This window comes from Bacillus sp. EU55 (assembly GCF_038005925.1).
Taxonomy (GTDB): Bacteria; Bacillota; Bacilli; order Bacillales; family Bacillaceae; genus Bacillus; species Bacillus velezensis.
Map to the genome: position 1 here is coordinate 2,932,481 of NZ_JBBOUE010000001.1, position 26,685 is coordinate 2,959,165.

Annotated in this window: 22 protein-coding genes, 1 tRNA gene and 1 other annotated feature; of the genes, 2 read left to right on the forward strand and 21 right to left on the reverse strand. The window is 45.1% G+C overall.

The window, feature by feature from the left end; translation table 11 throughout:
* Window positions 1-4: 4 nt before the first annotated feature.
* Genes NYE50_RS14905 through hemA form a run of 4 tightly spaced genes read right to left on the reverse strand, consistent with a single transcriptional unit; the run spans window position 5 to window position 3,955 of the window.
* Window positions 5-784, reverse strand: a complete 780-nt coding sequence (locus tag NYE50_RS14905) for a uroporphyrinogen-III synthase (protein ID WP_014418554.1) — start codon at window positions 782-784, stop codon at window positions 5-7.
* Window positions 774-1,715 carry a hydroxymethylbilane synthase gene (gene hemC, locus NYE50_RS14910; protein ID WP_012118114.1) on the reverse strand — a complete coding sequence of 314 codons (942 nt, stop codon included), beginning with the start codon at window positions 1,713-1,715 and terminating at the stop codon, window positions 774-776. The genes NYE50_RS14905 and hemC overlap by 11 nt, the downstream gene beginning before the upstream one ends.
* Window positions 1,716-1,749: 34 nt before the next feature.
* Entirely contained in the window at window positions 1,750-2,580 is an 831-nt protein-coding gene (locus NYE50_RS14915) for a cytochrome c biogenesis protein (RefSeq protein ID WP_007408154.1), read from the reverse strand.
* A gap of 7 nt (window positions 2,581-2,587) precedes the next feature.
* Entirely contained in the window at window positions 2,588-3,955 is a 1,368-nt protein-coding gene (gene hemA / locus NYE50_RS14920) for a glutamyl-tRNA reductase (protein ID WP_003152628.1), read from the reverse strand.
* A 193-nt stretch (window positions 3,956-4,148) separates the two neighbouring features.
* Between hemA and NYE50_RS14925 the strand changes: the two genes are divergently transcribed.
* A complete protein-coding gene (locus NYE50_RS14925; RefSeq protein WP_017418292.1) occupies window positions 4,149-4,640 on the forward strand; it encodes a hypothetical protein in 492 nt (163 codons plus the stop codon).
* Window positions 4,641-4,672: 32 nt separating this feature from the next.
* Here NYE50_RS14925 and yihA read toward each other — a convergent pair whose 3' ends face one another.
* The 13 genes from yihA to ilvB all read right to left on the reverse strand — a co-directional run bounded on the left by yihA (window position 4,673) and on the right by ilvB (window position 21,770).
* Window positions 4,673-5,260: a ribosome biogenesis GTP-binding protein YihA/YsxC gene (yihA, locus tag NYE50_RS14930; RefSeq protein WP_003152626.1), complete on the reverse strand. Its 588-nt coding sequence runs from the start codon at window positions 5,258-5,260 to the stop codon at window positions 4,673-4,675.
* Window positions 5,257-7,581: an endopeptidase La gene (lon, locus tag NYE50_RS14935; RefSeq protein WP_159354433.1), complete on the reverse strand. Its 2,325-nt coding sequence runs from the start codon at window positions 7,579-7,581 to the stop codon at window positions 5,257-5,259. Before lon ends, yihA begins: the two co-directional genes overlap by 4 nt.
* A gap of 198 nt (window positions 7,582-7,779) precedes the next feature.
* Entirely contained in the window at window positions 7,780-9,438 is a 1,659-nt protein-coding gene (gene lonB, locus NYE50_RS14940) for an ATP-dependent protease LonB (protein WP_014418557.1), read from the reverse strand.
* A gap of 150 nt (window positions 9,439-9,588) precedes the next feature.
* A complete protein-coding gene (gene clpX / locus NYE50_RS14945; RefSeq protein ID WP_007408149.1) occupies window positions 9,589-10,851 on the reverse strand; it encodes an ATP-dependent protease ATP-binding subunit ClpX in 1,263 nt (420 codons plus the stop codon).
* Between the two features lie 271 nt (window positions 10,852-11,122).
* Complete coding sequence (gene tig / locus NYE50_RS14950) at window positions 11,123-12,397, reverse strand: trigger factor (RefSeq protein WP_003152618.1); 1,275 nt, start codon at window positions 12,395-12,397, stop codon at window positions 11,123-11,125.
* 216 nt (window positions 12,398-12,613) lie between these two features.
* Window positions 12,614-13,618, reverse strand: a complete 1,005-nt coding sequence (ddcA, locus tag NYE50_RS14955; RefSeq protein WP_014305521.1) for a DNA damage checkpoint antagonist DdcA — start codon at window positions 13,616-13,618, stop codon at window positions 12,614-12,616.
* Between the two features lie 117 nt (window positions 13,619-13,735).
* The gene (leuD, locus tag NYE50_RS14960; protein WP_007408146.1) at window positions 13,736-14,335 is read right to left on the reverse strand and encodes a 3-isopropylmalate dehydratase small subunit; all 600 of its coding nucleotides are present in this window, start codon (window positions 14,333-14,335) and stop codon (window positions 13,736-13,738) included.
* Between the two features lie 15 nt (window positions 14,336-14,350).
* Window positions 14,351-15,769: a 3-isopropylmalate dehydratase large subunit gene (leuC, locus tag NYE50_RS14965; protein ID WP_014418559.1), complete on the reverse strand. Its 1,419-nt coding sequence runs from the start codon at window positions 15,767-15,769 to the stop codon at window positions 14,351-14,353.
* Window positions 15,770-15,818: 49 nt separating this feature from the next.
* On the reverse strand, window positions 15,819-16,916 hold the full coding sequence (gene leuB / locus NYE50_RS14970) for a 3-isopropylmalate dehydrogenase (RefSeq protein WP_003152604.1): 1,098 nt from the start codon (window positions 16,914-16,916) through the stop codon (window positions 15,819-15,821).
* A gap of 20 nt (window positions 16,917-16,936) precedes the next feature.
* Window positions 16,937-18,493: a 2-isopropylmalate synthase gene (locus NYE50_RS14975; RefSeq protein ID WP_021494398.1), complete on the reverse strand. Its 1,557-nt coding sequence runs from the start codon at window positions 18,491-18,493 to the stop codon at window positions 16,937-16,939.
* Window positions 18,480-19,508 (reverse strand): ketol-acid reductoisomerase, encoded by a 1,029-nt coding sequence (gene ilvC / locus NYE50_RS14980; protein WP_014418562.1) that lies wholly within the window; start codon window positions 19,506-19,508, stop codon window positions 18,480-18,482. The genes NYE50_RS14975 and ilvC overlap by 14 nt, the downstream gene beginning before the upstream one ends.
* A 22-nt stretch (window positions 19,509-19,530) precedes the next feature.
* On the reverse strand, window positions 19,531-20,049 hold the full coding sequence (ilvN, locus tag NYE50_RS14985; RefSeq protein ID WP_159354434.1) for an acetolactate synthase small subunit: 519 nt from the start codon (window positions 20,047-20,049) through the stop codon (window positions 19,531-19,533).
* Complete coding sequence (gene ilvB / locus NYE50_RS14990) at window positions 20,046-21,770, reverse strand: acetolactate synthase large subunit (protein ID WP_159354435.1); 1,725 nt, start codon at window positions 21,768-21,770, stop codon at window positions 20,046-20,048. Before ilvB ends, ilvN begins: the two co-directional genes overlap by 4 nt.
* 119 nt (window positions 21,771-21,889) lie before the next feature.
* Window positions 21,890-22,141 (reverse strand) — a binding site (T-box leader).
* 422 nt (window positions 22,142-22,563) lie between these two features.
* Between ilvB and NYE50_RS14995 the strand changes: the two genes are divergently transcribed.
* A complete protein-coding gene (locus NYE50_RS14995) occupies window positions 22,564-22,914 on the forward strand; it encodes a DNA helicase (RefSeq protein WP_159354436.1) in 351 nt (116 codons plus the stop codon).
* A gap of 39 nt (window positions 22,915-22,953) precedes the next feature.
* Here NYE50_RS14995 and NYE50_RS15000 read toward each other — a convergent pair whose 3' ends face one another.
* From NYE50_RS15000 to NYE50_RS15015, 4 genes are all read right to left on the reverse strand, one after another.
* Window positions 22,954-23,139: a hypothetical protein gene (locus NYE50_RS15000; RefSeq protein ID WP_007408136.1), complete on the reverse strand. Its 186-nt coding sequence runs from the start codon at window positions 23,137-23,139 to the stop codon at window positions 22,954-22,956.
* A gap of 250 nt (window positions 23,140-23,389) precedes the next feature.
* Window positions 23,390-23,463, reverse strand: a tRNA-Arg gene (locus NYE50_RS15005).
* A 320-nt stretch (window positions 23,464-23,783) separates the two neighbouring features.
* Window positions 23,784-24,674, reverse strand: a complete 891-nt coding sequence (locus tag NYE50_RS15010; protein WP_159354437.1) for a restriction endonuclease subunit S — start codon at window positions 24,672-24,674, stop codon at window positions 23,784-23,786.
* A complete protein-coding gene (locus NYE50_RS15015) occupies window positions 24,664-26,550 on the reverse strand; it encodes an HsdM family class I SAM-dependent methyltransferase (protein WP_159354438.1) in 1,887 nt (628 codons plus the stop codon). Before NYE50_RS15015 ends, NYE50_RS15010 begins: the two co-directional genes overlap by 11 nt.
* Window positions 26,551-26,685 lie beyond the last annotated feature (135 nt).

Consider the following 26,685-nt stretch of genomic DNA (forward strand, 5'->3'; position numbering starts at 1 on the left):
ATTATCAATCCTTTCCCGACATGCTGCACATGACGTCCAGCATGCCTTCAATCGTATAGATGTCAGGCACATGGGATGAGATCCCGTATTCCAAGAGCGCTTTCTCTGTCAAAGGGCCGATGCTGATATAGCTCGCACCGCTGTTTTCCCACGCTTTTTCTCCGTCTCCGACCGCGTGCATAAACGTATGCACCGCCGATGAGCTGGTAAACGTAATAAAATCAAAATGAGAGCGGGATGCAGCCCGTCTCAGCTCGTCCATGCCTTTTTCATCCTGAATGGTATTGTATAACACCCATTCCCTTATTTGATAGCCAAGCGGCTCAAGCTCCGCTTTTATGACATCGCGTGATAAATTGCCCTTTATCACTGAAATGGGTTCGGCAGCTGATGCGTGCCGTTTTAAAGTATCAGCCAGACATTCCGCCACATACTCGTCAGGCATCGCATCCGTCCGGGCTCCCCGCTCTTTCAGGGCGCGCGCAGTCTTTTCACCGACGGCTGCGATTTTTTTCCGTCCCGAAAGCGCAAGACCGTGCCGATCAAGATAGGAAAAAAAGAACCGGACACCGTTTACGCTTGTAAACACAAGCCATCCCGGCTCAGAAAGGTCTTCCCGGAGACTGTCCGCACATTCATCCGGGAGCGCTTCCTGAAAAGCGATCAGCGAAGCGGAAACAGCCGTTCCGCCGAGCGCCTCCACTTTTTTTCGGAACGGTGCGGCCTGTCTTTTGTTCCGGGTGACAAGCACGGTCTTTCCTTGTAAAGGAAGGTCATTTGCCATCCTGATCGAGCTCCTGTTTCACGCTGTCGATTAATGCTTTGGCTCCTTTTTCAGACATCATCGCCGCACAGCGTTTCCCGATTTCTTCCGGATCATGTCCCGCCGCTGTTTCTTTATAAATCGTCTTTCCGTCCGGAGACGCGACAAGACCGACCAATTCAACCTCATCCCGGTCATTGACGGACGCATACCCGGCTATCGGCACTTGGCAGCCGCCTTCCATCGCGTGTAAGAAAGCCCGTTCGGCTGCCACCGTGCGCTGCGTATACTCATCGGTAAATTGCGCAAACAGCTTCAAAAGCTCCTCATCCGACTCTCTGCATTCAATGGCAAGAGCGCCTTGGCCGACCGCAGGCAGACAGCGGTCCGGTTCGAGAAATTCAGATACGACATCATCTTTCCAGCCCATTCTCGAAAGTCCCGCAGCCGCTAAAATAATAGCATCGTAATCTTCCGTTTCAAGCTTTTGAAGTCTCGTATCGATATTGCCTCTGATCCACTTAATTGTAAGATCAGGGCGTTCAGCAAGAATCTGGGCGCTTCTTCTTAAACTGCTGGTGCCGATGATGCCCCCTTCTTTTATGCCGTCCAGCTTTTGATGCCCCTTTGAAATCAGCGCATCACGCGGATCCTCACGTTTCGGTATGCAGCCTATGACAAGACCCTCAGGCAAAACGGCGGGCATGTCTTTCATGCTGTGAACCGCCATATCAATCTCCTGATGCAGCAGCGCCTGTTCAATCTCTTTGACAAACAAACCTTTGCCGCCCACTTTTGACAGTGTAACATCAAGGATGCGGTCGCCTTTTGTGACAATCTCCCGGATTTCAAAGTTATAGGAAGGGTTCAATTCCTTCAGTTTGTTAATCACCCATTTTGTCTGGGTCATAGCCAGTTTGCTCCGTCTGGAACCTACCTTAATCGTTCTCATTTTCTTTCCTCCCGAATCTGTTTGGGCGCGTGCGTTAACTGAACCAATGGAATTGCGACAGGCTTCCGAGCAGGAAGTAATTAATCATCAGCACGAGAAAACATGCTGAATTCCATAACGCCGCCACTTTTCCCTGCAGTTCCTTAATCATTCTGATATATAAATAGTAGCTGTATAAAAGCAGCACAATAAACGAACCGAGCACTTTTGAATCAAACCAGTACAGCGTTTCCAGCGACACATACGCCCAGATCACGCCTAATATCAGGCTCAACAGCAGCATCGGAACCCCGATGACATTTAAAACGTAAGCCATATAATCAAGTTTTGACAAATCTTCAATTCTCAACAGCCATTTTCCCCACTTTTTCTTCTTTAATAAAGAATATTGAAACTGATAAAGAAGCGAAAAGACAAAAGAAAGGGAAAAAGCGCCGTAAGACAGAATCGCCATTGTAATATGAATGACCAAAAGCTCTGAGACCAGCTGGCCGGAAAAAGCGGCCGAATGCTGATCCGTCGGTGAAAACGTATGGATCGCAATCATCGAGAAACCGATGACATTCGTGAAAAATACGATAAAATCAACGCGCAGAATCTGCGTGACCACAAGTGAGAGCGTGACAAGCACCCACGCATAAAAGTAAAGGGCCTCTGTAATATTCAAGACCGGAAATCTGCCCGTCTGCCACATGAAATAAGAAAGATAGACGGTTTGCAGAGTCCAGACAATAGAAAGCAACCAGAAGGCCATTTTCCCAGCCTTCCGGTTGTGTTGAAGAAAATCTATAAAGTAAAAAAGGACGCTTACTGCATAAATAACAATTGTCGCTTCATTAAGTCTTGCCATTGCTGTATCAATCATACAGCCCTCACTCACTTACAAGCGGACGTAAGCCCGTTTTTGCTTCTGCCTTTTGAAACGAATGAACCGTCTGGCGGTTATCCAGGCTTTTGTCCAGCTGGCGGCCGGCCTCTTCCTCAATATCGAATATCTGCATAAACAGCTTCAGCTTTTCATCTGAATCCGCTTCAGCCGCAAGCTCTTTCGCTTTCAGAATCGGGTCGCGCAGCATTTGGTTAATGATGCTTTTCGTATGTTTGCTGAGAAGTTTTTTCTCTCTTACCGTCAGATGAGGCAGCTTGCGCTCAATGCTCTGCATCGTATCGGACTGGATGGACAGCGCCTTTTCACGCAGCGCCGAAATGACCGGCACGACGCCGAGCGTATTAAGCCACTGCTTAAACTCAACAATTGCCGCTTCAATAAACAGCTCGACTTTTTCAGCGGTTTCACGGCGTTCTTGTAAGTTAGCTTCAACGATTCCTTCAAGGTCATCAATATCGTACAGAAAAACACCTTCAAGATCGTTAAGCGCCGGATCGAGGTCTCGCGGCACAGCGATATCCACCATAAATAACGGACGGCCTTTCCGCTGTCTGCCCGCTCTCTCCATCATTTCTTTGGACACGACGAAATCACTTGCGCCTGTCGAACTGATTAAAATATCAGCTTCAGCAAGTGCATGTTCAAGCTGGTTTAAGCTGCGCGCTTCTCCGGAGAAACGGTCAGCAAGCGCTTTTGCCTTCAAAAACGTTCTGTTGATGACCGTTACTTTGCCGATGCCCTGACCGTGCAGGTTTTCTGCGGCGAGCTCGCCCATTTTTCCCGCACCGAGAATCAAAATGTGCTTATTTGACAATGAGCCGAAGATTTTTTTCGCGAGTTCAACGGCGGCGTAACTGACGGAAACGGCATTGGCGCCGATATCGGTTTCGGCATGCGTGCGTTTGCCGACGGTCACCGCCTGTTTAAACAGCTCATTGAAAATGGTGCCGATCGTCTTTTCTGCCTGCGCCGTTTTAAAGCTCGAGCGGACCTGGCCGAGTATTTGCGTTTCTCCGATGACCATGGAATCCAAGCCGCACGCCACACGGAATAAATGCTCGATCGCCGCGTCGCTCTCATAAAATTTCAGAAACGGAGACAGCTCTTCTTTCGGCAGCGAGAACCATTCGGATAAAAATGTTTTTATATAATAACGGCCGGTATGGAGCTGGTCGACCACCGCATATATTTCGGTGCGGTTGCAGGTTGACACGATAATGTTTTCAAGAACGCTTTTTTCTTCTTTTAAACGGAGCATCGCTTCTGCAAGCTCATCCGGCTGAAAACTTATTTTTTCGCGTATTTCAATAGGGGCGGATTTATAATCTACTCCCACAACAAGAATATGCATCGCTTTCATGCACCCCCGTACATCGCAATTTATTTATAATCATTCTAACATAGAATTTATTATTTATAATAATTATAACATAGTTTCTTCGGGAAAATGTGAACAGATTTCAAAAATGTTATGCTATAGTATAAAAAGCTCGTTTCCACTTAATCATCATACTAAAAATCCTTTACTGCGGGTAGGTGACAGGATGAAAAAAACATCAATTTTATTACCGGGACTTCTGCTTGCCGCTTCATTATTCGCATGGCTTCAGAGCGGACAGGTTCACCTGTTTGCGAATCAGGGGGAATGGCCGGTGCTCCTTATGCTCTTGGGCGCCGTGCTCTTGTATCAGGGCAAAAAGGAAGCGGCCGGGCCTCACGTCCTGATCGGCTTGCTTCTTTTCGGCATAGGTTTACACTTTTTCGCCAAACCTGAGCTCTCATGGTGGCCGGGAGATTTTGAAATGATTCTCTTCGTCTTCGGATTCTCCTTATTTGCGGCAGCCAGAAAAGAATATGTATACGAAGCGGCTGCCATGATTGGTTTTTCCCTCTTTTTATACTTCTTTAAACAAATTACGGCGTGGCTGGAGTCCGTCCATATTCCGACGGAACACTTCAAAACATACTGGCCGTATGTTTTCATCGGAATCAGCCTTTTATTATTGTTTATCAAGCGGAACAAAACTATACGATAAAACCCAAAACGCACTGCGTTTTGGGTTTTTCATTACCGGCTGATCATTTTTTTAATGGCTCCCCATGCTTCATCTTTGCCTTTTTTCGTTTCAGAGGAAAATAAAATCAGCTCATCTTCAGGATCCATATCAAGCGTCTGTTTGACAACCTTTAAGTGCTTGTCCCATTTTCCTTTTGGAATCTTATCCGCTTTTGTCGCGATAACGATGACGGGAATGCCGTAATACTTCAGGAATTCATACATGTTCACGTCTTCAGCAGACGGCGCGTGCCTGAGGTCGACAATCTGCACGCAGGCTTTCAGCTCTTCGCGGGTCGTCATATAGGTTTCAATCATTCTCCCCCATGCTTCCCGCTCGCTTTTGGAAACTTTCGCAAATCCGTACCCGGGAACGTCGACAAAATGCAATTCATCATTGATGATGTAAAAGTTTAAGGTCTGTGTTTTCCCCGGTTTTGATGACGTTCTGGCCAAGTTTTTCCGATTGATTAATGAATTGATAAAAGATGACTTTCCTACATTTGATCTTCCCGCCAGCGCAATTTCCGGAAGCCCCCCATCAGGGTACTGTTCGGGTTTGACCGCGCTGATCACGATTTCTGACTTTGTGACTTTCATTTCTTCTCTCCTACTAAGGCATGTTCCAAAACGTCATCCAGGTGAGAAACGAATATAAACTTCAGTCCTTCTCTGACGCTTTCTGGAATATCCTCTATATCTTTTTCGTTATCTTTAGGCGCAATAATAGTAGTCAGGCCCGCTCTGTGCGCGCCGAGCGCCTTTTCTTTCAGTCCGCCGATCGGAAGCACGCGGCCCCGCAGCGTGATTTCTCCCGTCATACCGACTTCGCGTTTTACCGCACGGTCCGTTAATGCTGAAACGAGCGCCGTGGCCATCGTAATTCCGGCAGAAGGGCCGTCTTTCGGCACCGCTCCTTCAGGGACATGGATATGAATGTCATACTTCTCATGGAATTTCGGGTCGATTCCGAACTGTTCCGCTTTCGAGCGGACATAACTGAAAGCGGCCTGCGCTGATTCCCGCATGACATCTCCAAGCTTCCCGGTCAGAATCAGCTTTCCTTTTCCCGGTGACAATGACACTTCGATTGACAGCGTATCTCCGCCGACCGTCGTATACGCGAGCCCCGTGACAACCCCGATTTGATCTTCGGTTTCCGCCTGTCCGTATCTGAATATCCGTTTTCCGAGATAGTCGGCCAGATTTTTCTCTGTAACGGTAATGCGTTTTCTCTCCTCAGACACAATGGCTTTCGCAGCCTTTCGGCAAATGGCGGCAATCTGGCGTTCAAGCGTTCTCACGCCGGCTTCCCTCGTATAGTAGCGGATGATGTCCGTAATCGCCTGGTCCCGAATCTGCAGGTTGCTCTTTGTGAGCCCGTGCTCTTTGATTTGTTTCGGAAGCAGGTGGTCCTTCACGATTTCCAGCTTTTCGTTTTCAGTGTAGCCTGACAGGCTGATAATCTCCATTCTGTCTCTGAGAGGTCCCGGTATGGAAGCAAGGTTATTCGCAGTCGCGATAAACAGCACTTTCGATAAATCGAACGTCTCTTCAATATAGTGGTCGCTGAATGTGCTGTTTTGTTCCGGATCCAGCACCTCAAGCATCGCCGAAGACGGATCGCCTCTGAAATCAGACGACATTTTGTCGATCTCATCCAGGAGAAAGACGGGATTTTGTTTACCGGCTTTTTTCATCCCCTGTATAATACGGCCCGGCATCGCTCCGACGTATGTACGCCGGTGCCCGCGGATTTCAGACTCATCGCGCACTCCGCCCAGTGAAATTCTCACAAAACGGCGCCCCATGCTCGTACTGATTGATTTTGCAAGAGATGTTTTACCGACTCCCGGAGGTCCGGCCAGACAAAGAATCGGCCCTTTCAGCGTTTTCGTCAGCTGTTTCACGGCCAAATACTCCAAAATCCGCTCTTTCACTTTCTCTAAGCCGTGATGCTCTTTATCTAAGATTTCCCCGGCTTTTTTAATGTCAAGTTTATCTTCTGTTTCATCCGACCACGGAAGGGCGATGAGCCAGTCAATATAGTTGCGGATAACAGAGCTTTCCGCTGAGCTTGACGGCACTTTTTCGTAACGGCTTAATTCCTTAAGCGCCGTTTCTTTGACACGCTCAGGCATGCCTGCTTCTTCTATCTTTTCCGTGAGCGACTGAACTTCGCCGGTTTTTCCTTCTTTGTCGCCAAGCTCCTTCTGAATGGCTTTCATCTGTTCACGCAAGTAGTATTCCTTTTGAGTGCGTTCCATCGAACGTTTGACGCGCTGACCGATTTTTTTCTCAATCTCCAGCACTTCTTTTTCATTATGAATGGAACGGATGACCTTATTCAGACGTTCTTTAATATCCGTTGTTTCTAAAATGTCCTGCTTGTCCTTTAATTTCAGCGGGAGATGAGAAGCGACGATATCCGCCATTCTGCCGGGCTCTTCAATATCAGTCACAGCCGCATACGTTTCTGCGGAGATTTTTTTAGAAATTTTTATGTACTGGTCAAAATGGTCCAGCAGCGTCCGCATAAGCGCTTCGTCTTCCACGTCTTTTGAATCATCCTCATGCATCAGCTGTATATCGACCGAAGTATAATCTTCGAGCTCGGCGTATTCAAGAATCTGCGCCCGCTGAATTCCTTCTACAAGCACTCTGATCGTACCGTTGGGCAGCTTCAGCATCTGTTTAATTTTTGTATAAGTGCCGACGGCGAAAATATCCTCTTCACCCGGTTCGTCTATCGAAATATCCTGCTGAGTGGCTAAAAAAATCATATGATCATGCATCATTGCCTGTTCAAGAGCCTGAACCGACTTGTCACGGCCTACATCTAAATGTAAAACCATTGTCGGGTATACCAATAAGCCTCTTAAAGGGAGGAGCGGGATGCTGCGTTTTGTATCTTCTGCCATGTGACTGACACCTCCGTGACTTTAGTATGAACCATTATAATACAACTTTTTCATCGTTGTACAATTCCGGGATCGGGCAAAATCGGCTTATCCGCCTGCCCTGTATATAAAACAGTCTCTTCGTAGTATACCCTTTCTTTCTGTTCTGAAAAAGGAAAAGATGTCCTCCATAAAAAAACCCCATTATAAAAATGGGGTTTATACGGATTCTTTATTCATTTGGATATCAAACGGTTTTTGTTCTGAAGGAGGGTCAACCAATATGACGTCAAGCACTTCCTGGAACGTTTTTACCGCTTTAATGGTGATTCCGTCTATTCGTTTCAGAATGGACTGCTGATTTTCATATGGGATAATGACCGTTTTTGCTCCGGCCTGTTTTGCGGCTTTAATTTTCGGAATGACGCCGCCGATCGGTTTGACAAGCCCCGTCAGGCTGATTTCTCCCGTCATCGCCACCGTATGGTCGATCGGGATGCGGTGAATCGCGGAAAAAATCCCCGCGGCCATCGCGATACCTGCTGAAGGTCCGTCAATCGGGCCTCCGCCCGGAAAATTGACGTGAATGTCATAGTCTGAAGGTTTGATGCCCATTGTGCGCAGAACCGTCAGAACATTTTCCACAGATCCCTTCGCCATGCTTTTGCGGCGGATCGACTTCGATTGGCTGCCGATGCTTTCTTCCTCTGCAATTCCCGTGATATTCAGGCTTCCTTTGTCCTGCGCAGGTGTGACATTCACTTCGATTTCCAGCAATGCGCCGCTGTTCGGCCCGTAGACAGCAAGTCCGTTCACGATGCCGACTTGCGGTTCATCGGCGATTTTCTGCTCATTTTTAGGCGTAAGCTGACTGGAATGAACAACCCATTCTATATCTTCTGTCGTAATTTCCTGTCTGTCCTCAGTCACCGCCATGCCGGCGGCGATCTGGATCATATTGACGGCTTCACGTCCGTTTCTCGTATATGCGGTCAGCACACTGAGAGCTTCGTCAGAAATCTCTTTCTGAATTTTGTCGGCTGCTTTTTTCGCAACGATTTTAAGTTCATCCTTTTCCAGCTCGCGGAAAAATACTTCAAGACAGCGCGAACGGATGGCCGGCGGAATTTCATTCGGCATTCTCGTTGTCGCTCCGATCAAACGGAAATCTGCCGGAAGCCCATTTTGAAAAATATCATGAATGTGATTCGGTATTTGCGTATTTTCTTCACTGTAATACGCACTGTCTAAAAATACTTTTCGATCTTCAAGCACCTTCAGCATTTTATTCATCTGAATCGGATGAAGCTCGCCGATTTCATCAATAAACAATACCCCGCCGTGAGCATGGGTCACAGCCCCCTGTTTCGGCTGCGGAATGCCCGCTTGGCCCATCGCACCCGCTCCCTGATAAATCGGATCATGCACTGAACCGATAAGCGGATCGGCAATCCCCCGTTCATCAAATCGCGCGGTCGTCGCATCAAGTTCAACAAATACAGCCTGCTTTTGAAACGGTGACTGTTTATGTTTTTTCGCTTCTTCCAATACCAGCCGCGCCGCAGCCGTTTTACCGACTCCCGGAGGACCGTAAATAATGACATGCTGCGGGTTCGGTCCGCAAAGCGCTGCTTTTAACGCTTTAATTCCGTCTTCCTGGCCGACAATGTCCTGAAAGCTTTTCGGCCGCACCTTTTCTGATAAAGGTTCTGATAAACTGATGGCGCGCATTTTGCGCAGCTGTTCCATTTCTTTTTTTGATTCTTTATCTATCGTCACTTTTTGTGTACGCTGGTTTTTGAGCAGATTCCAAAAATATAATCCGATGACTATCCCGAAAAACAGCTGTACAAATAATGCGATCCCTGTCCAACTCATGCTGGTCCCTCCTGAAAAAACGATTTATGTATCCAATTCATTCCTCTGTCCGCTAGTATCTCCCAGCAAAGCCCGGAATAAACATTTTCAGAAGGGTCAGGACAAGAAAAAAAACCTCCTGATCAATTCGGGTCAGGAGGTTTTGTCATGTTATGCTGATGTTTTATCTTGGCCGACAACTGTGCCGTCTTTTAATACAAGACGCGGTGCTTCACCGTCTGCGACTGTCGCTCCGGTAATGACACATTTTTCAATATCATCGCGGGACGGCAGATCAAACATGACGTCAAGCATGATGCCTTCAATGATAGAACGCAGGCCGCGTGCGCCTGTTTTACGCTCGATCGCTTTTTTCGCAATTTCAGATAATGCCTCGTCTTCAAATTCAAGCTCGACATCATCAAGTTCTAACATTTTCTTGTATTGTTTGACGAGTGCGTTTTTCGGTTTAGTCAGAATTTCAACCAGTGCCGTTTCGTCAAGCTGCTCAAGGCTTGCAATGACAGGAAGACGGCCGATGAATTCAGGAATCAGACCGAAACGGAGCAAGTCTTCAGGAAGAACTTTAGAAAGCAGTTCTTCTTTTTCCAGGTCTGCCGCTTTATTATCAGAGCCGAAGCCGATGACTTTTTGTCCGAGACGGCGTTTGATGATTTGTTCGATGCCGTCAAATGCACCGCCGCAAATGAACAGGATGTTCGTCGTATCGATCTGGATGAATTCCTGATGAGGATGTTTGCGTCCTCCTTGAGGCGGCACGCTTGCAACCGTTCCTTCAAGAATTTTCAGCAGCGCCTGCTGAACGCCTTCGCCTGATACGTCGCGTGTAATGGACGGGTTTTCAGATTTTCGCGCTACTTTATCGATTTCATCGATATAAATAATGCCTTTTTCTGCTTTTTCCACATCATAGTCTGCTGCCTGAATCAGCTTGAGGAGGATGTTTTCTACGTCCTCACCGACATATCCGGCTTCAGTCAGAGATGTAGCGTCCGCAATCGCAAACGGCACGTTCAGAATACGCGCAAGCGTCTGGGCAAGAAGTGTTTTCCCGCTTCCAGTCGGTCCGATTAAAGAAATATTACTTTTAGAAAGCTCGACATCATCCACTTTACTGTTGGAGTTGATGCGTTTGTAATGGTTGTATACCGCAACCGCAAGTGATTTCTTCGCCTGATCCTGTCCGATGACATATTCATTCAGAATCTCACGGATTTCCTGCGGCTTCGGAACGTCTTTAAATTCGACTTCTTCTTCTGTACCAAGCTCTTCTTCTACGATTTCTGTACAGAGCTCAATACATTCGTCGCATATATATACACCCGGTCCTGCAACCAGCTTACGAACCTGATCTTGCGTTTTTCCGCAGAACGAGCATTTCAATTGTCCTTTTTCCTCGTTGAATTTAAACATTCTTTCACCCCTTAATCTTGTCTCACTTTTTCTTTTACCTGAAGGGCAAAAGAAAACGGTTCTTGCTACGATCGAGTATGTATTGCATTTTACCATACTTTCCAGTAAGACGGTAACAATGTGTTTCGCACTTGCACATTCTATATGTATGACGAAAAACAGCCCGGCAATGACTATCTTGCCCCAAGAAAAAGAGTTATATCATAATTGTACAAAACAAGGCACGAATTAATCGCGCCCTGTTTTATTATGTCTATTATTATGAACCATATTAACGGTTTTCTACAAGAAAATCAATTGCTTTTCGAACTTTTAAATCTTCTTTCATCGCGTCAGTTGAACCGATTGCCTGCTTGATGTTTTCAACCGGCATGTTGTAAGCTTCAGCCATTTTAGTCAGCTCAGCTTCAACTTCTTCGTCCGTTACTTCAAGGTTTTCTGCTTGAGCGATCGCTTCAAGAGTCAGGTTTGATTTTACGCGTTTTGCGGCATCTTCTTTCATTTGCTCTTTTAACGCGTTTTCGTCTTGGCCTGAGAATTGAGTGTAAAGCTCAAGGTTCATGCCTTGCATTTGCAGACGCTGTTCGAATTCTTTCAGCATGCGGTCAAGCTCAGTGTCGATCATCGCTTGAGGAACATCAGCTTCAGCGTTTTCAGATGCTTTCAGAACAAGCTCTTCACGCAATTTAGCGTCAGCTTCGTTTTCTTTTGCTTCTTCAAGGCGTTTTTTTGTTTTCTCAGTTAATTCAGCAAGCGTTTCAACTTCTTCGTCAATGTCTTTTGCGAATTCGTCGTTAAGCTCAGGAAGCTCTTTCGCTTTGATTTCATGAATTTTCACTTTGAAAACAGCTGGTTTTCCGGCAAGCTCTTCAGCGTGGTACTCTTCAGGGAATGTTACTTCAACATCCTTTTCAGCGCCTGCTTCAAGGCCTGTTAACTGCTCTTCGAAGCCCGGGATGAATGAACCTGATCCTACTTCAAGTGAGTAGTTCTCAGCTTTTCCGCCTTCAAACGCTTCGCCGTCAACGAAACCTTCGAAGTCAAGAACGACTGTATCGCCGTTTTCAACAGCGCCTTCTTCTTTCACGACAAGCTCAGCCTGACGCTCTTGAAGCGCTTTAAGTTCGTTTTGTACATCTTCGTCAGTAACGGCAGTGTCATCTTTTTCGATTCCTAAGCCTTTGTAGTCGCCAAGTTTCACTTCCGGTTTTACAGTCACTTTTGCAGTGAAAATCAAGCTTTCGCCTTTTTCGATTTTTTCAACATCGATTTCAGGGCGGTCTACAGGCTCAATGCCGGCTTCTTCAACCGCTTTAGGGTATTCTACAGGAAGTAAAATATCTAAAGCATCCTGGTAAAGAGCTTCAACGCCGAAACGCTGTTCGAATAAACCGCGGGGAACTTTCCCTTTGCGGAATCCAGGAATAGAAACCTGTTTTACTACTTTTTTAAATGCATCATCAAGAGCTGTTTTGAACGTATCGGCATCAACTTCAACCGTTAATACGCCTTCGTTGCCTTCTTGTTTTTCCCATTTTACAGACATGTGTTTCCCTCCAAAAATCTATTCAGGTTGTGTCGGTCTTCCATTCTAAAGCAATCCGCGGCTTTGTCAAAGAAAAAACCGCTTTGAATCAGAATCATTATGTAATGAACTGGCAGCCTGTCCAACCGTAATTCTCATTTCAGTTAAACCGCTATACATAAATACAACCACTATATTATAACATAACGCCTACCGCTTTCAACTATATGGCGTGATTTACAAATAAGAAATTTCTTCAATATCCTTAATCATCGTGCAGGCTTCTTCGAGTTCGCGGCTGTCAAACTCGTACATCATATGAAGTTCCTCCGGCTCAATGTCAATGCCGTGCATCTCGTAACCGACCTTATGAAGCGCCGCCGCCCATAAATCTGCGTTCAAAAACTTCGGCATAAAAGGGTGCAGGACGTACAGATGCCTTCTCCACAGCTCCTCGACGGCAGCGTATAATGTAGGGTTTTCATTGCCGAGCGTTTCATCAAGCACCCGGAGAACGCGATGCAAAATCGGAGCCGCATCAGGCTGAACCGTTTCACTCGGAACCGCGGTCATTGAATCGCCGAATTTTGTAATATGGACCGGCTTGCTGTAGTCATGGTCCGCCATCAGCGTCAAAATCATCGTCTTGATAAGAGGATGCGCGCCCGGATCTTGAAGAATCGTTTTTAAGAGACCCGTGTATTTTGCAATATTGCGGTCTTTGAGAGAATGAATCAGATTCATTTGTTCAGCGGGGCTGTTCAGCACTTTTTCCGCATCAAGAATGTCCTCGTATTCCTCCTCCCACGCTTCATCCTGCTGGTCGGGATCGGTCATTTTGCGGCTGAATTCGAGCAGCCGGTAGAATTGCTCCGCACTTTCTGCGGGCAGCTGGTTTTCTTCCAGCACAGCTTCAATTGTGCTTTTGACTTCTTCATATTGTTTCAGCTGAATTAAAATGGTCATGTACACCTGCAGTACGGTGAAATAATGGCCGTACCCTTCATTCAGCATTTTCTCGCAAACTTGTTTTGCTTCTTCCAATTCCCCGAGTTCCAGAAAACAAATCGCCATGCCTAAATGTACATCGGACTCGGTATCGCCATGGCTTACCGCCTCTGAAAACAGTTCGAGGGCCTCCTCATACTGTTTGTCCTTCATGGCGGCCATCCCTTTATCAACCAAGCGTTCTTTCAGACGGGGGAAAGGAATGATATCAGCTTTTTTCTTGTCATGCGTCATACTTTATTTCCTTTCAGGCGCTATTTTGTTCAAGTGTATCAACACGCGTCATGAAACACAAGAAAGGATGGTGCGCACGGTAAAAAAAGCCGCCGGACAGATGCCGGGCGGCTTTTTTCAGGCTTGAAGCCATGAACTTCTTTTCGATTCAAACTGCTGAATGTCGTCCTCCAGCAGAAGCGTTAATGAAATTTCATCATAACCGTTTATCAGCATTTCCTTCCAGTGCGGATCGACTTCAAATGAAATCTCTTTTCCTTCACTGTCGTGAATGAGCTGGTTTTCCAAATCAACCGTCATGTTAAGAGACTGATTTTCATATTGACCGGCGAGTTTTTTCCACTGATCATACGGCATACGGATGGGAAGCATACCGTTTTTAAAACAGTTTTGATGAAAAATATCGGCAAATGACGGAGCAATGATGATTTTGAAGCCGTAATCATCCAGCGCCCAAGGAGCGTGCTCACGGGATGATCCGCAGCCAAAATTCTCTCCGGCAATTAATATGGACGCGCCTTCATAGACTTTGCGATTTAATTCAAATTCAGGATCAGGCTCACCGTTCTCAAGGTATCTCCAATCAAAAAACGCGAATCTGCCGTATCCGGTTCTTTCAATTCTTTTCAAAAACTGTTTCGGAATAATCTGGTCCGTATCGACGTTGATCCGGTTTAAGACGGCCGCTTTTCCCGTATGCGTTTTTAAAGGTTCCATCTTTTCGCGCACTCCTTACACAACTGTTTTTTCTTGATAAAACTTTCTTACATCGACGAAATGCCCGTGAATGGCTGCCATTGCCGCCATCGCCGGACTGACAAGGTGTGTTCTCGCGCCTTTTCCCTGTCTGCCTTCGAAGTTGCGGTTGGAAGTGGAAGCGCATCGTTCCCCTTCAGGCACGACATCATTGTTCATACTGAGGCACATGCTGCAGCCTGATTCTCTCCATTCAAAGCCGGCCTCGAGAAACACGCGGTGCAGCCCTTCTTCCTCGGCCTGCTGTTTCACGCTTTGAGAACCCGGCACCACAATGGCTCTGACGCTGTCAGCGACTTTTCGGCCTTTGATCATATCCGCAGCCTGGCGAAGATCGGTCATCCGCGAATTTGTACAGGAGCCGATAAACACATGCTCGACTTTAATATCTTCAATTTTTTGATTCGGTGCGATTCCCATGTATTCGTACGCGCGGATGGCTTCTTTTTTACCGTCTTCAGAATCAATGGTTTCCGGCGCCGGTATTTGGGCATCGACCGGAAGAACCATGCCGGGATTGACGCCCCATGTTACCATTGGAGAAATCTCGCTGCCGTCTAACACGATGGAATGATCGTATACGGCGCCCGGATCGGTTTGTAACGCTTTCCATTCTGCGGCGGCTTTTTCAAATTCCTCGCCTTTTGGCGCGTATTTACGGTTTTTACAATATTCAATCGTCGTGTCATCTGGAGCGATCAGTCCCGCCCGTGCTCCCGCTTCTATTGACATATTGCAGACCGTCATGCGTTCGTCCATAGACATGTTTCTGAATACTTCCCCGGTGTATTCAATGACATATCCGGTACCGAATTTCACCCCGTATTTTCCGATGACCGACAAGATGACATCCTTCGCGGTCACTCCTTTTTGGAGCGTTCCGTCAACGCGGATTTCAAGCGTTTTCGGCCGCTGCTGCCATAATGTCTGTGTGGAAAGAACATGTTCCACCTCACTTGTGCCGATACCGAAGGCAAGCGCTCCGAACGCGCCGTGAGTCGATGTATGGCTGTCTCCGCAAACGATCGTTTTTCCCGGAAGTGTCAGACCAAGCTCAGGCCCGACCACGTGAACGATTCCCTGGTCTGCGCTGTGAAGATCCGCAAGACGGACGCCGAACTCCTCACAATTCCGTTCAAGCGCGGTTACTTGGCGCTTTGCGACTTCATCTTTAATGTCAAAACGGTTGACGGTCGGAATATTGTGGTCCATCGTCGCGAATGTGTTCTGCGGCCGTCTGACCTTTCTCCCCTTCTGCCTTAACCCTTCAAACGCCTGAGGAGACGTCACCTCATGAATTAGGTGCAGATCAATATAGAGAAGGTCGGGTTTTCCTTCACCGCTTTTTACAACATGCCGATCCCAAATCTTTTCGATGATTGTTCGAGGCATCATCTTTGTTTCCTCCCTCTACCTATGAACTAAGACCGCTTTCTTTAAAGCGTCACACTATAGATTTTGTATTCGAGCCGGCTAATGCGGCTTTTACTTTTTCAGTAATGTCATGCGTTCCGGCATATTGGCCGTCCCGGGCGATATCACGTGTACGGCTGCCGTCTGCAAGCACCTTTGCGACCGCCTTTTCCACCGCCTGAGCTTCGTTTTCAAGCCCGAAAGATGTTCTCAAAAGCATCGCCGCTGATAAAATCGCCGCAAACGGATTGGCCATCCCTTTACCGGCGATGTCAGGCGCAGATCCATGCACGGGTTCAAACAAGTGAAGACCTGAACTTGATAAACTGGCTGACGGCAGCATGCCGAGCGAACCTGTCAGCATGGAAGCTTCATCGCTTAAAATATCGCCGAACATATTCTCAGTTACGATGACGTCAAACTGGCTCGGAGCGTAGATGAGCTGCATCGCGGCATTATCGACAAGCATATGTTCAAGCGTCACATCAGGAAATTCTTTTGCGATTTCATCTGCGGTTTCACGCCACAGCCTGCTTGATGAAAGCACATTCGCCTTATCGACGGACGTCACTTTTCCTTTTCTGCCGGCAGCCATCTTAAAGGCTTCTCTGACAACGCGTGCGATTTCTTCTTTCTTATAAAAAAGGGTATCGACCGCTTCCTTTTCTCCCGCTTCATTGACATACTGTCTGCTCGGTTCTCCGAAGTAGAGGCCGCCCGTCAGTTCCCTGACGATTACAAAGTCGACGCCGCTGATATATTCTTTTTTCAGCGGAGAAGCCTCAGACAGGCTTTCAAATACGGTCACGGGACGCAGATTGGCAAACAGGCCGAGTTTTTTTCTGATGCCAAGCAGGCCTTTTTCCGGTCTGAGCTCTGGAGGATTTTGGTCCCATTTCGGCCCGCCGACGGCTCCGAGCAGGATGGCGTCGGATCTTTCACAAAGAGCCACCGTCTCCTCAGGAAGGGGGTTTTGATGGGCGTCAATAGCTGCTCCCCCGATCAGCCCGTTTTCAAATTCAAATTCATGTCCGAATTGTTCGGCAACGCTTTTCAATACATCTGCCGCTGATTCCGCCACTTCCGGTCCGATTCCGTCACCGGGCAGCAAAGCAATGCGTTTTTTCAAATCAAACGTTCTCCTTTCTATTACGAGCCGACCGCAGTCTGTCTCTTTAATCCGTCTAAATTGCAATCCAGCACCAACTGCCGGTTCACGGCGTTCAGATAAGCTTTAGCAGAAGCTTCCAGAACATCCTGCGCGATTCCCCGCCCTGATGTTTCTTTTCCGTTCACGGTCACTCTGACAAAAACTTGAGCCAGCGCGTCTTCGCCTTTCCGGTTGGATTGGATGCGGTAGTCTGTCAGTTCAATATTTTTATCGATGCAGCGCCCGAGCGTGTTATAAACGGCTTCCACGCTGCCCGCCCCCGTTGCCGCCTCTTGAATCAGCTGTTCGTTTTCCTGATTTTTTAAAGAGACTGTTGCAGTCGGCACCTGAGACGTCCCGTAATGCACTTGCAGAGACAAAAATTCATAGCCGATTTTTTTGTCCGTCACTTTTTCTTCTAAAATAAGAGAAATCAAGTCATCATCGGTGATTTCTTTTTTCTTTTCGGTCAGTTCTTTAAACATCGTAAAAAATTTATTGATTTCCTCACTATCAAACTGGAATCCAAGCGCATTCAGGCGGTCTTTGAACGCATGGCGTCCGGAATGCTTTCCGAGTACGAGCGCATCAGCAGTCACGCCGACAAGTTCCGGTGAAATGATTTCATATGTTGATTTTTCTTTCAGGAAACCGTCTTGGTGAATGCCGGACTCATGTGCGAAAGCGTTATCTCCGACGATTGCTTTATTGCGGGGAACGGCCATGCCCGTCAGTTTGCTGACAAGATCACTCGTCCGCTTCAATTCATGAAGATTGAGGGATGAATCGGCTTGATGCGCGTCATTTCTGACATGAAGCGCAACGGCGATTTCCTCTAGCGCGGCGTTCCCGGCTCTTTCTCCTATGCCGTTAATGGCGCATTCAATTTGATCTGCGCCGTTCTCAATTGCCGAAAGTGAGTTGGCAACCGCCATTCCGAGATCATCGTGGCAATGGGCTGAAAGCTTTACCCGGCCGATATTCGGAACGTGTTCCTTCATATATTTAAAGATGTTTCCGTATTCAGCCGGCGTCAGGTAACCTACAGTGTCCGGCAGGTTGATGACGCTCGCGCCGGCATCAATCACTTTTTCTACGATTTCAGCCAGAAACGGAAGTTCGGTGCGGCATGCGTCTTCTGCTGACCATTGAACGATCGGAAAGCGTTCTTTTGCATACTTCACCATTTCAACCGCTTTTTCCTTAACCTCTTCCCGCGTCATTTTCAGCTTATGCTTCAGATGAATGTCAGAGGTGGCGATAAAGATGTGAATCCGCGGGCTGGCCCCGTCTTTCAGCGCTTCCCAGGCTGCGTCGATGTCACCTTTGACAGATCGGGCAAGCCCTGTTACCGAACAATTTTTAATCGTTCTTGCGATTTCCTGCACGGCTAAAAAATCACCTCGGGATGAAGCGGGAAATCCCGCTTCAATAATGTCCACCCCGAGTCTTTCAAGCTGCTTGGCTATCGCCAGTTTCTCCCGGGAATTGAGGTTGACCCCGGGGGATTGTTCACCGTCACGAAGGGTCGTGTCGAAAACATTAATTTTGCGCAACGGAGACCACCGCTTCCTTCTTTTTGCCTTGTTTGACAAACGGCATCATTTCACGAAGCTGTCTGCCGACCTTTTCAATCTGATGCTCGTTTTCACTTGCATTGATCGCATTGAAACGAGGACGGTTCACTTGGTTTTCCACGATCCATTCTTTTGCGAATGTACCGTTTTGAATATCCGTTAATACTTGTTTCATCGATTCTTTTACCTTCGCATCGACTACGCGCGGTCCTGATACAAAGTCTCCCCATTGAGCCGTATCGGAGATAGAGTATCTCATGCCCGCCAATCCTTCTTCATACATCAAGTCTACGATCAACTTCAGTTCGTGCAGACACTCGAAGTATGCGAGTTCAGGCTGGTAGCCGGCTTCTGTCAGCGTTTCAAAACCCGCTTTGACAAGCGCTGTTAAACCTCCGCACAGAACAGCCTGCTCACCGAACAAATCCGTTTCCGTTTCTTCCTTAAATGTTGTTTCAAGAACGCCCGCACGCGCTCCGCCGATTCCTTTTGCATAAGCAAGAGCCGTATCTTTCGCTTCGCCTGATACATCCTGGTAGATGGCAAACAATGCCGGTACGCCCGCGCCTTGTTCATATGTTCTTCTGACAAGGTGTCCAGGTCCTTTAGGGGCGACAAGGAATACATCCACATCAGCAGGAGGCACGATCTGATGGAAATGGACGTTAAATCCGTGTGCGAATACCAATGACTTGCCCGCCGTCAATTCATCTTTGATTTCAGATTCATATACTTTTTGCTGCTGTTCATCCGGAAGAAGAACCATAATGATATCAGCCTGGGCAGCCGCTTCTCTTACCGAAAAGACTTTATGACCGTCTTCTTGGGCCTGTGTAAATGATTTGCCTTGTCTGACGCCGACAATGACATCAATTCCGCTTTCTTTTAAGTTCAGCGCGTGTGCATGACCTTGTGAACCGTAACCGATAATCGCTACTTTTTTACCCGCCAATACGTTCTCTTTGATATCACCGTTATAATATACTTTTACCATTTTAATCTCTCCCTTTTTTGTGTTATACAATTGAAATTGTTTTATTGGATGACGCCTTCTGCTGGGTTCCCCTCGCAAAAGCCGTTGTGCCCGTTCTCGCGATTTCTTTAATTCCGTAAGGTTTGAGAAGCTCTATGAGCGCTTCGATTTTATTAGATTCGCCGGTAACCTGAACGACGATGCTGTCTCTTGAGACATCAACGACGGAAGCTCTGAACGGCTCAATGATTCCATTGATTTCCGTTCTGGCCGACGGTGCAGAAACAACTTTGATTAATGCCAGCTCACGCTGTACAATTGATTGGTTTGTAATATCCGTCACTTTCAGGACGTCAATTTGTTTGTTAAGCTGCTTTGTCAGCTGCTTTACGTCATTTTCGCCTTCCACATGGACGACAAATGTAATCCTTGAAACACCGCTTGTTTCCGTGTGGCCTACAGTGATGCTTTCGATATTATAGTGTCTTTTTGTAAACAGGCCGGTGATCCGGTTTAATACTCCCGAGCGGTTGACCACCGTTAATGTGATAATGCGTTTCAAGGTTTCACCCCCACCATTTCATGAAGTCCTTTACCCGGCGCAATCATCGGGAATACTTTCTCGCTTTTGGCGACCCGGACGTCAATAACGGCCGGTTCTTTTGATGAAAGCGCCTTTTTAAGCTCTTCTTCCGCCTCTTCTTCCGATGAAATCCGGACGCCTTTAATGCCGTAGGCTTCTGACAATTTGACAAAGTCAGGCTGCGCCGAGAATTTGGATTCAGAGTAGCGTTCTTCATAGAAGATTTCCTGCCACTGTCTGACCATGCCCAGACATTCGTTGTTCAAGATAACCACTTTGACAGGAAGATTCAGCTGCCGGATGACATCTAATTCCTGAAGGGTCATCTGAAAACCGCCGTCTCCGAGGATGGCAACGACCGTGGCGTTACGATCGGCCAGCTGCGCTCCGATAGCCGCCGGAAGGCCGAAGCCCATTGTGCCGAGCCCCCCCGAGGTCACCCACTTATCAGCCTTTCGGAAAGGATAAAACTGAGCCGCCCACATCTGGTGCTGGCCGACATCCGTCGCCACAATCGCCTCTCCGTTTGTGAATTGGTGAATATACTCAATCAGCTTTTGGGGTTTCAAGCCCTCTTCTCTGTTGTCTGTATACCAAAGCGGATATTCTTCTTGCCATTCTGAAAGCTGCTGTTTCCATTCCTCTGTCTGTCCCTGTTTTCCGTTTTGCTTCAATAATTCCTGAAGGACGATTTTACTGTCGCCGACCACCGGAATCTGCGTTTCAATAATTTTTCCGATTTCAGCAGGATCAATATCGATATGCGCTACTTTGGCCGATTTTGCAAAATGCTTCAGATTTCCGGTCACGCGATCATCGAACCGCGCTCCGATGCTGATCAACAAGTCACAGTGGTAAAGCGCCATATTCGCTGTGTATGTGCCGTGCATCCCCGCCATTCCCAGAAAAAGAGGATGGTCTGCCGGGAAACCGCCCAAACCGAGAAGCGTGTGCGCTACCGGAATTTGCTGCTGTTCGACATAATTTTTTAAATCTTCTGAAGCTTTACCGTGCAAAACACCCGCTCCGGCTAAAATAACCGGCTTTTTCGCACTGCTGACAGCTTCCACGAGCTTTCGGATCTGCAGATAGTTAGGCTCTTTTACAGGCTGATAACCCGGAAGGCTGATCTCGTGATCATATCTGAACTCTCCTTCAAATGCTGCGACATCCTTCGGTATATCAATTAATACCGGGCCCGGTCTTCCCGTCGTGGCGATATGGAACGCCTCTTTAATCACACGGGGGAGATCTTCCGGACGGCGGACTTGGTAGCTGTGTTTCGTAATCGGCATCGTAATTCCTAAAATGTCGGCTTCCTGGAAAGCGTCGCTGCCGATGACCGAAGTGGCCACCTGACCGGTAAACACTACGAGCGGCAATGAATCTATCATCGCATCCGCAAGACCGGTAACTAAATTTGTCGCTCCGGGTCCGGAGGTAGCAATCACAACCCCCGGCTTTCCGGAGACTCTCGCATACCCTTCTGCCGCATGAATCGCGCCTTGCTCGTGGCGGGGCAGGATGTGAACCAATCCTGATTGATACAGCTTATCGTAAATCGGAAGGACGGCTCCCCCCGGATAGCCGAAGATCATCTCGACATTTTCTTTCTTTAATGATTCAATCAGCATCAGAGCCCCGTTCATTGTTTTTGTACATTCGGCAGACAAAGAATCCGCCTGTACATTTGTGCCCATTTTCAGTTCCTCCTTTTCAATGTTCCCTTCTAAAATCCAATTCATAAAACGCAGCGCCGGCTGACGCAAATAAAAAAGCCTTCCCACCCACATTCAGCCAAGCATTTCATGCGATAGCCAAAAGGGGCGAAAAGGCTTTGCTCTCCGCGGTACCACCCTTGTTTACGGTCATATGCAGACCGTCTCATGGATAATGATTATCCGTTTTGATAACGAGTAAACATTGCGTTCACTCGGCCGAGTCCTACTCTTTACATTTCAGACCGGCACTCTGAGGGGAGTTCACTTTGTTTTGTTTTACCGGCTCTCAGCGTTACCGGCTCTCTGTGAAAAACTTCAGCAAAGCTACTTATCCTCTTCGGCGCTTTTTATTATGGCAGCTCTTTTATTAAAAAAGAACCTTCACTTGTTTGTTTTTTCAGTGTTTTATGATTTTTCTTTTTAGCGTGAATCATTTATTTATTTTTGTTTGAACTCATATTACGCCCGTTTGCAGGCAGTGTCAACAGCATTTTTATAATTATTAGACAATTTAGATTAATCAATCTATTTTGTATACGCTTTCATTACTGGTACAAAGGGATCTGTAAATGTTAAAAGTTTTTATCATTTTTTTATTAATCTCTCAAGATTACATGAAATTTTTCCGTTCATATACGAATATGTCACATTTTATTACACAATTTTTCTCTGTCCTTCCGGCATGCTTGTCAGATATTCCGATCGATTGAACAGGCTCTTTCTACAGACATACGCATAGACTGTTCTTATCTCGTAAGAAATGAGTGATGTCATGAATAAGATGTTATCAGGCATGCAGGGCCTGCCTCCCGGATTTCCGCCTTTACCGGTCTTACCGCCTCAGTCTTACTATCCTCCGGCCCCGATGCATACAGCACCATATCAAGGCGGCCCTTCTTTTCAGCAGGGATTCCCGTCGTCCGGATACGGACAGCAGACCCCGCAAAGCACGCTGTCATTCGGCGGGCAGCAATTCGTTCCGTACCCTTATACAACCGGGTACTACGGCCAATCCTTCAGTGACGTCGGCGGAAGCCTCGGCGTCGGGGCGCATCCCGGCGCGCTCGGGGGCGGTTTCAGCGGCCATGCCGGGGGCTTCAGCGCTCCGAGCGGATTCAGATGATACAAAAACCGGCCTCCCACGGCCGGTTTCTTTTCTTATTCACAGAGTATAACGGTCATTCCATTGATTCATTTCCTGCTCCGTATAGTAATCAGCCCTTGAAACCTCAACAATGATTAAACCGCATTGAGTGATTAAAAATTGCTTCAGTTCCTCAAACAGCTCGTCTTTTCCGCAAAAGATCGTTTCTATATTGTGATTTTTATATGCAAATGCGTACTTCAAAAGCTAATTCCTCCTGCTGTCTTTCTATCATTCATTGACAAAATGTATGATAGAAATTAGATAATTTATCACTCAAGGGCGCCTTAAGTATCTTTATAGATATATTTATTACGGTAAATATTACATTAAGTTTCATTTATGTTAAAATTACTTTACAATTTTCATCAAATACGGAACTTTTGTTTCGTAAAATTAAAAATAAAATACAAAAAAACCTCAAACCCATTGTCAGGGCTTGAGGTTTTTTATACGTCCCAGGAGAGATTCGAACTCCCGACCGACGGCTTAGAAGGCCGTTGCTCTATCCGGCTGAGCTACTGGGACATACTGTATTTATCCGCTCTTTAGTATAACGGTCGCCTTTCGAACTTAGACCGCTTGACTCTTTATAATTATAGTTCTTTATACTTCGTTTTTCAATTTAAATATATCCTATATTAGTTTAGCCCAGTATTGTTTATTTTATAAAAAATATAGCTTCTTCCTCCTAGAGATATCCACCTAACCCATTTGGAAACAAAGTGCCCACAAGCAATAAAAAGCCCTTAAACCATTGATACTAATACATATCATGGTCAAAAGACATTTTATTTTTCTTATTCAGGTGTAGAAAGTTAAATAAGCAAATTAATTTCATGTAATAATTAAAATTCAACATTCGGTAACATAAGCTTCTCAAACCTTGCTATCGTTACCATCCTACCATAATGAAATCTCCACTTAGAAAACTTATTTATATAAGCAGCATAAAAGTGTAAGGCTGCATCTGACATTTCCTTTTTAGGTTTAAGTACTAATAGTCCACTACCACCATTACCCCTTGGTAAAAAAGGAGGTTCTTGTATTGTAGCTTCACAGAACGCTGAAACACAAATTGACTTTTCATGAAAAACCCTATCATCATCGTATGGAGTAACGTACCCAACTATTCCTCTATTAAATGTTCCATTTGAGACAAATGCTACATCCCCATTATCGTATATATCATACCCTTTTGATTTTGCATTAATAATTTCAAATAGGTTTGTTATAGGAACAGATGCTTTTTCGTCTTGAATTTTGGGAATTTCATATAATTTAATTTCTGGTAATAACTTTTTAAAATTTATTTGCTTAATTTGATTTTCATATGGTAACAATTCCATTTTCTTTAATCGTGCCATATTTAACCTTCTTCCATAATGGAAGCCGAATTTTGCTTTCCTATTAATCTGATAACTATAAAAATACATTTCTTCTACAGACATTTCTTTTATTGGTACTAATATTATTATGTTACTTTTATCAACAACAGAAGTTGTAAAGGGAACTACTTGAACGAAAGCACTCCCTAAATACGAAACTGTTATTAATGGTGGCTGAAAAATGTCATCCTCATTCTCAACAGCAACGTATTTTTCAACACCATTATTAGTACTAGTACCATAAACTAATGGGATGGGCCCATCATCTAATTTTTCAAGTGCAGGTAAATTTCCAGTTGTAAATGTAAATAGTTTATTAATACTAATCGTTTTACTTGTACTAGTCTTCATTTATAAATTCCTTATCCTTCTTCCCACGAATTAAGAATGCAGCAGTTTCTCTTACTAATTCCTCAACTCCATCAATTATTTCAGTAGCAGTTGGTATCGTTTGGTCTAAATATGCCTCTGGAACTAATTCCAATAAATTATCTTCCATTAAAATAGGAGAAGACTTTTGAAATTCAGGAATATTATCTATATTAAAATCACCAGTTAAAATAGCTGATTTAAGTATTTTTTGTACCTTTTTTAAATCATCAACTTCAGATGGTTCCGTTAATCTTTTTCCTTTCTTAACCTTAAAACCATCCTGTTTGCATCTTAACCATAGAACATTATTTTTCTTATCATGTTTAACACCTTTTCTTACTATGATTGCACATGTATGAACACCAACAGGGTAAAATAATTTTTCAGGCAATGAAATAACTGATAACAAGGTATTATTTTGCAACAGTTGGTCTTTTCGCCACTTCTTTGAATTTCCACTTTTCGTTAATACAGAAACAGGAATTATTGCAAAAAGAAGACCACCATCATCCATTTGGTCCAATGCATGTTGAATAAACTTATATTCCTTTTCATCTTTATCCTTTAATGCGAAAGGCGGATTCATCAAAACTTTCGTAATAGGTTCCTTACCTTCATTTTCTCCCTTACCAACATATTCAGCTGTATTTGAACTATTTAAAACCAATTTTTTCAATCCAATAGAGAGGCAATTGTTATCTATAATGTTATTGCTTCCATCACCACGAAAAATCATATTTACAATTGCAAGTGCTGCTATTCTAGGTTGTTGTTCTACACCAAAAATTCGATGTTTACGAAATTCTTTGATTTGTGCATCTGTTGAATTTCTTCTTACATGGTCAAATGCTGATACTAAGAATCCCCCTGTTCCACAAGTCGGGTCATAAACAACATCCTGATGAGTAATATTTAGAACATCACATGCAAATTGCGTGATATGCCTAGGTGTTAAAACAATACCAATATCTTTAGCACCATTTCCATACTTTAAAAATACTTCGTAAAATTTGCCTAAAATATCTGTTCCAGAAGACATAGCTGCCTTGATATTTATTTTCATTAGCTTAAATATTGTAGCGACTAGGGCTTTTTTATATTTTTGCTGACCTTCCGCCTTACTTGGTAATTTTATTTGTATATGCTTAAAAAAGTCACGTTTATTATGCTGTATTAGAACTTCCTCAGCTCTACTATTAACATCTTTAACAAATATCGTAGGAGATGCATTATAATTAGGTTTAGTTTCATCAATTAATGACAACAAAAGAGTAGCCATAACCGATGCTCTCTCATCTTTATTTATTGAACCTAAATGTAAAATTTCATTTATTTCTTCAGCAGTTTTAAGAAGATGCTTTTCATTAATTTCTAGTTCTTTAATAGCAGCAACATCATTTTCTATTAATTCTTCTGCAATTCCTGGGCTTACTAAACTTGTAATTTCTTTTCCATGATAATTTATTTCCTTGAATTCACCATTTTCGTAAAAAGCACTTTTAACAAGATATCCGTCATCATCATTTCCAGCTACTCCTGAAATAATTGGAGCACAAATAATGTCGTTTGTATTTATTTTTTTTGCATAATCAATTGCTTCATTAAAAGCTTTATCTATGTCATCAATTTTAGCTTTTGCTTCAATAACATAAAATTCATCCTCAGATATTTTCACCACATACTCTGGCTTTAAATTAACCAACTGTTTTTTTATTTCAGGGTTACCTAGACATTCTTGTTGCGTATATACTTGTCCATCGGCATTCCTGTTAGGATTTTTTGTAACCCAACCTAAAGCAGCTAATTCATTCTTTATATAAATATAAGATGTATATTCTGACACACTACCACTCATTTTTTGACACCCCATTAGATAATATGATTATATTGTACATAAAAAGTGACATTTTTTCTACATAACATAACATTTATTGACATGAATGCTGTCTTGTAGGCTTGAGCTAGAAAATTTCCATAAAACCATATATCA

Bases quoted from the DNA above. Each gene is read 5' to 3' on its own strand.
- NYE50_RS14905 (WP_014418554.1), bottom strand. From the start codon at position 784: ATGGCAAATGACCTTCCTTTACAAGGAAAGACCGTGCTTGTCACCCGG.
- hemC (WP_012118114.1), bottom strand. From the start codon at position 1,715: ATGAGAACGATTAAGGTAGGTTCCAGACGGAGCAAACTGGCTATGACC.
- NYE50_RS14915 (WP_007408154.1), bottom strand. From the start codon at position 2,580: ATGATTGATACAGCAATGGCAAGACTTAATGAAGCGACAATTGTTATT.
- hemA (WP_003152628.1), bottom strand. From the start codon at position 3,955: ATGCATATTCTTGTTGTGGGAGTAGATTATAAATCCGCCCCTATTGAA.
- NYE50_RS14925 (WP_017418292.1), top strand. From the start codon at position 4,149: ATGAAAAAAACATCAATTTTATTACCGGGACTTCTGCTTGCCGCTTCA.
- yihA (WP_003152626.1), bottom strand. From the start codon at position 5,260: ATGAAAGTCACAAAGTCAGAAATCGTGATCAGCGCGGTCAAACCCGAA.
- lon (WP_159354433.1), bottom strand. From the start codon at position 7,581: ATGGCAGAAGATACAAAACGCAGCATCCCGCTCCTCCCTTTAAGAGGC.
- lonB (WP_014418557.1), bottom strand. From the start codon at position 9,438: ATGAGTTGGACAGGGATCGCATTATTTGTACAGCTGTTTTTCGGGATA.
- clpX (WP_007408149.1), bottom strand. From the start codon at position 10,851: ATGTTTAAATTCAACGAGGAAAAAGGACAATTGAAATGCTCGTTCTGC.
- tig (WP_003152618.1), bottom strand. From the start codon at position 12,397: ATGTCTGTAAAATGGGAAAAACAAGAAGGCAACGAAGGCGTATTAACG.
- ddcA (WP_014305521.1), bottom strand. From the start codon at position 13,618: ATGACGCATGACAAGAAAAAAGCTGATATCATTCCTTTCCCCCGTCTG.
- leuD (WP_007408146.1), bottom strand. From the start codon at position 14,335: ATGGAACCTTTAAAAACGCATACGGGAAAAGCGGCCGTCTTAAACCGG.
- leuC (WP_014418559.1), bottom strand. From the start codon at position 15,769: ATGATGCCTCGAACAATCATCGAAAAGATTTGGGATCGGCATGTTGTA.
- ilvC (WP_014418562.1), bottom strand. From the start codon at position 19,508: ATGGTAAAAGTATATTATAACGGTGATATCAAAGAGAACGTATTGGCG.
- ilvB (WP_159354435.1), bottom strand. From the start codon at position 21,770: ATGGGCACAAATGTACAGGCGGATTCTTTGTCTGCCGAATGTACAAAA.
- NYE50_RS14995 (WP_159354436.1), top strand. From the start codon at position 22,564: ATGAATAAGATGTTATCAGGCATGCAGGGCCTGCCTCCCGGATTTCCG.
- NYE50_RS15010 (WP_159354437.1), bottom strand. From the start codon at position 24,674: ATGAAGACTAGTACAAGTAAAACGATTAGTATTAATAAACTATTTACA.
- NYE50_RS15015 (WP_159354438.1), bottom strand. From the start codon at position 26,550: ATGAGTGGTAGTGTGTCAGAATATACATCTTATATTTATATAAAGAAT.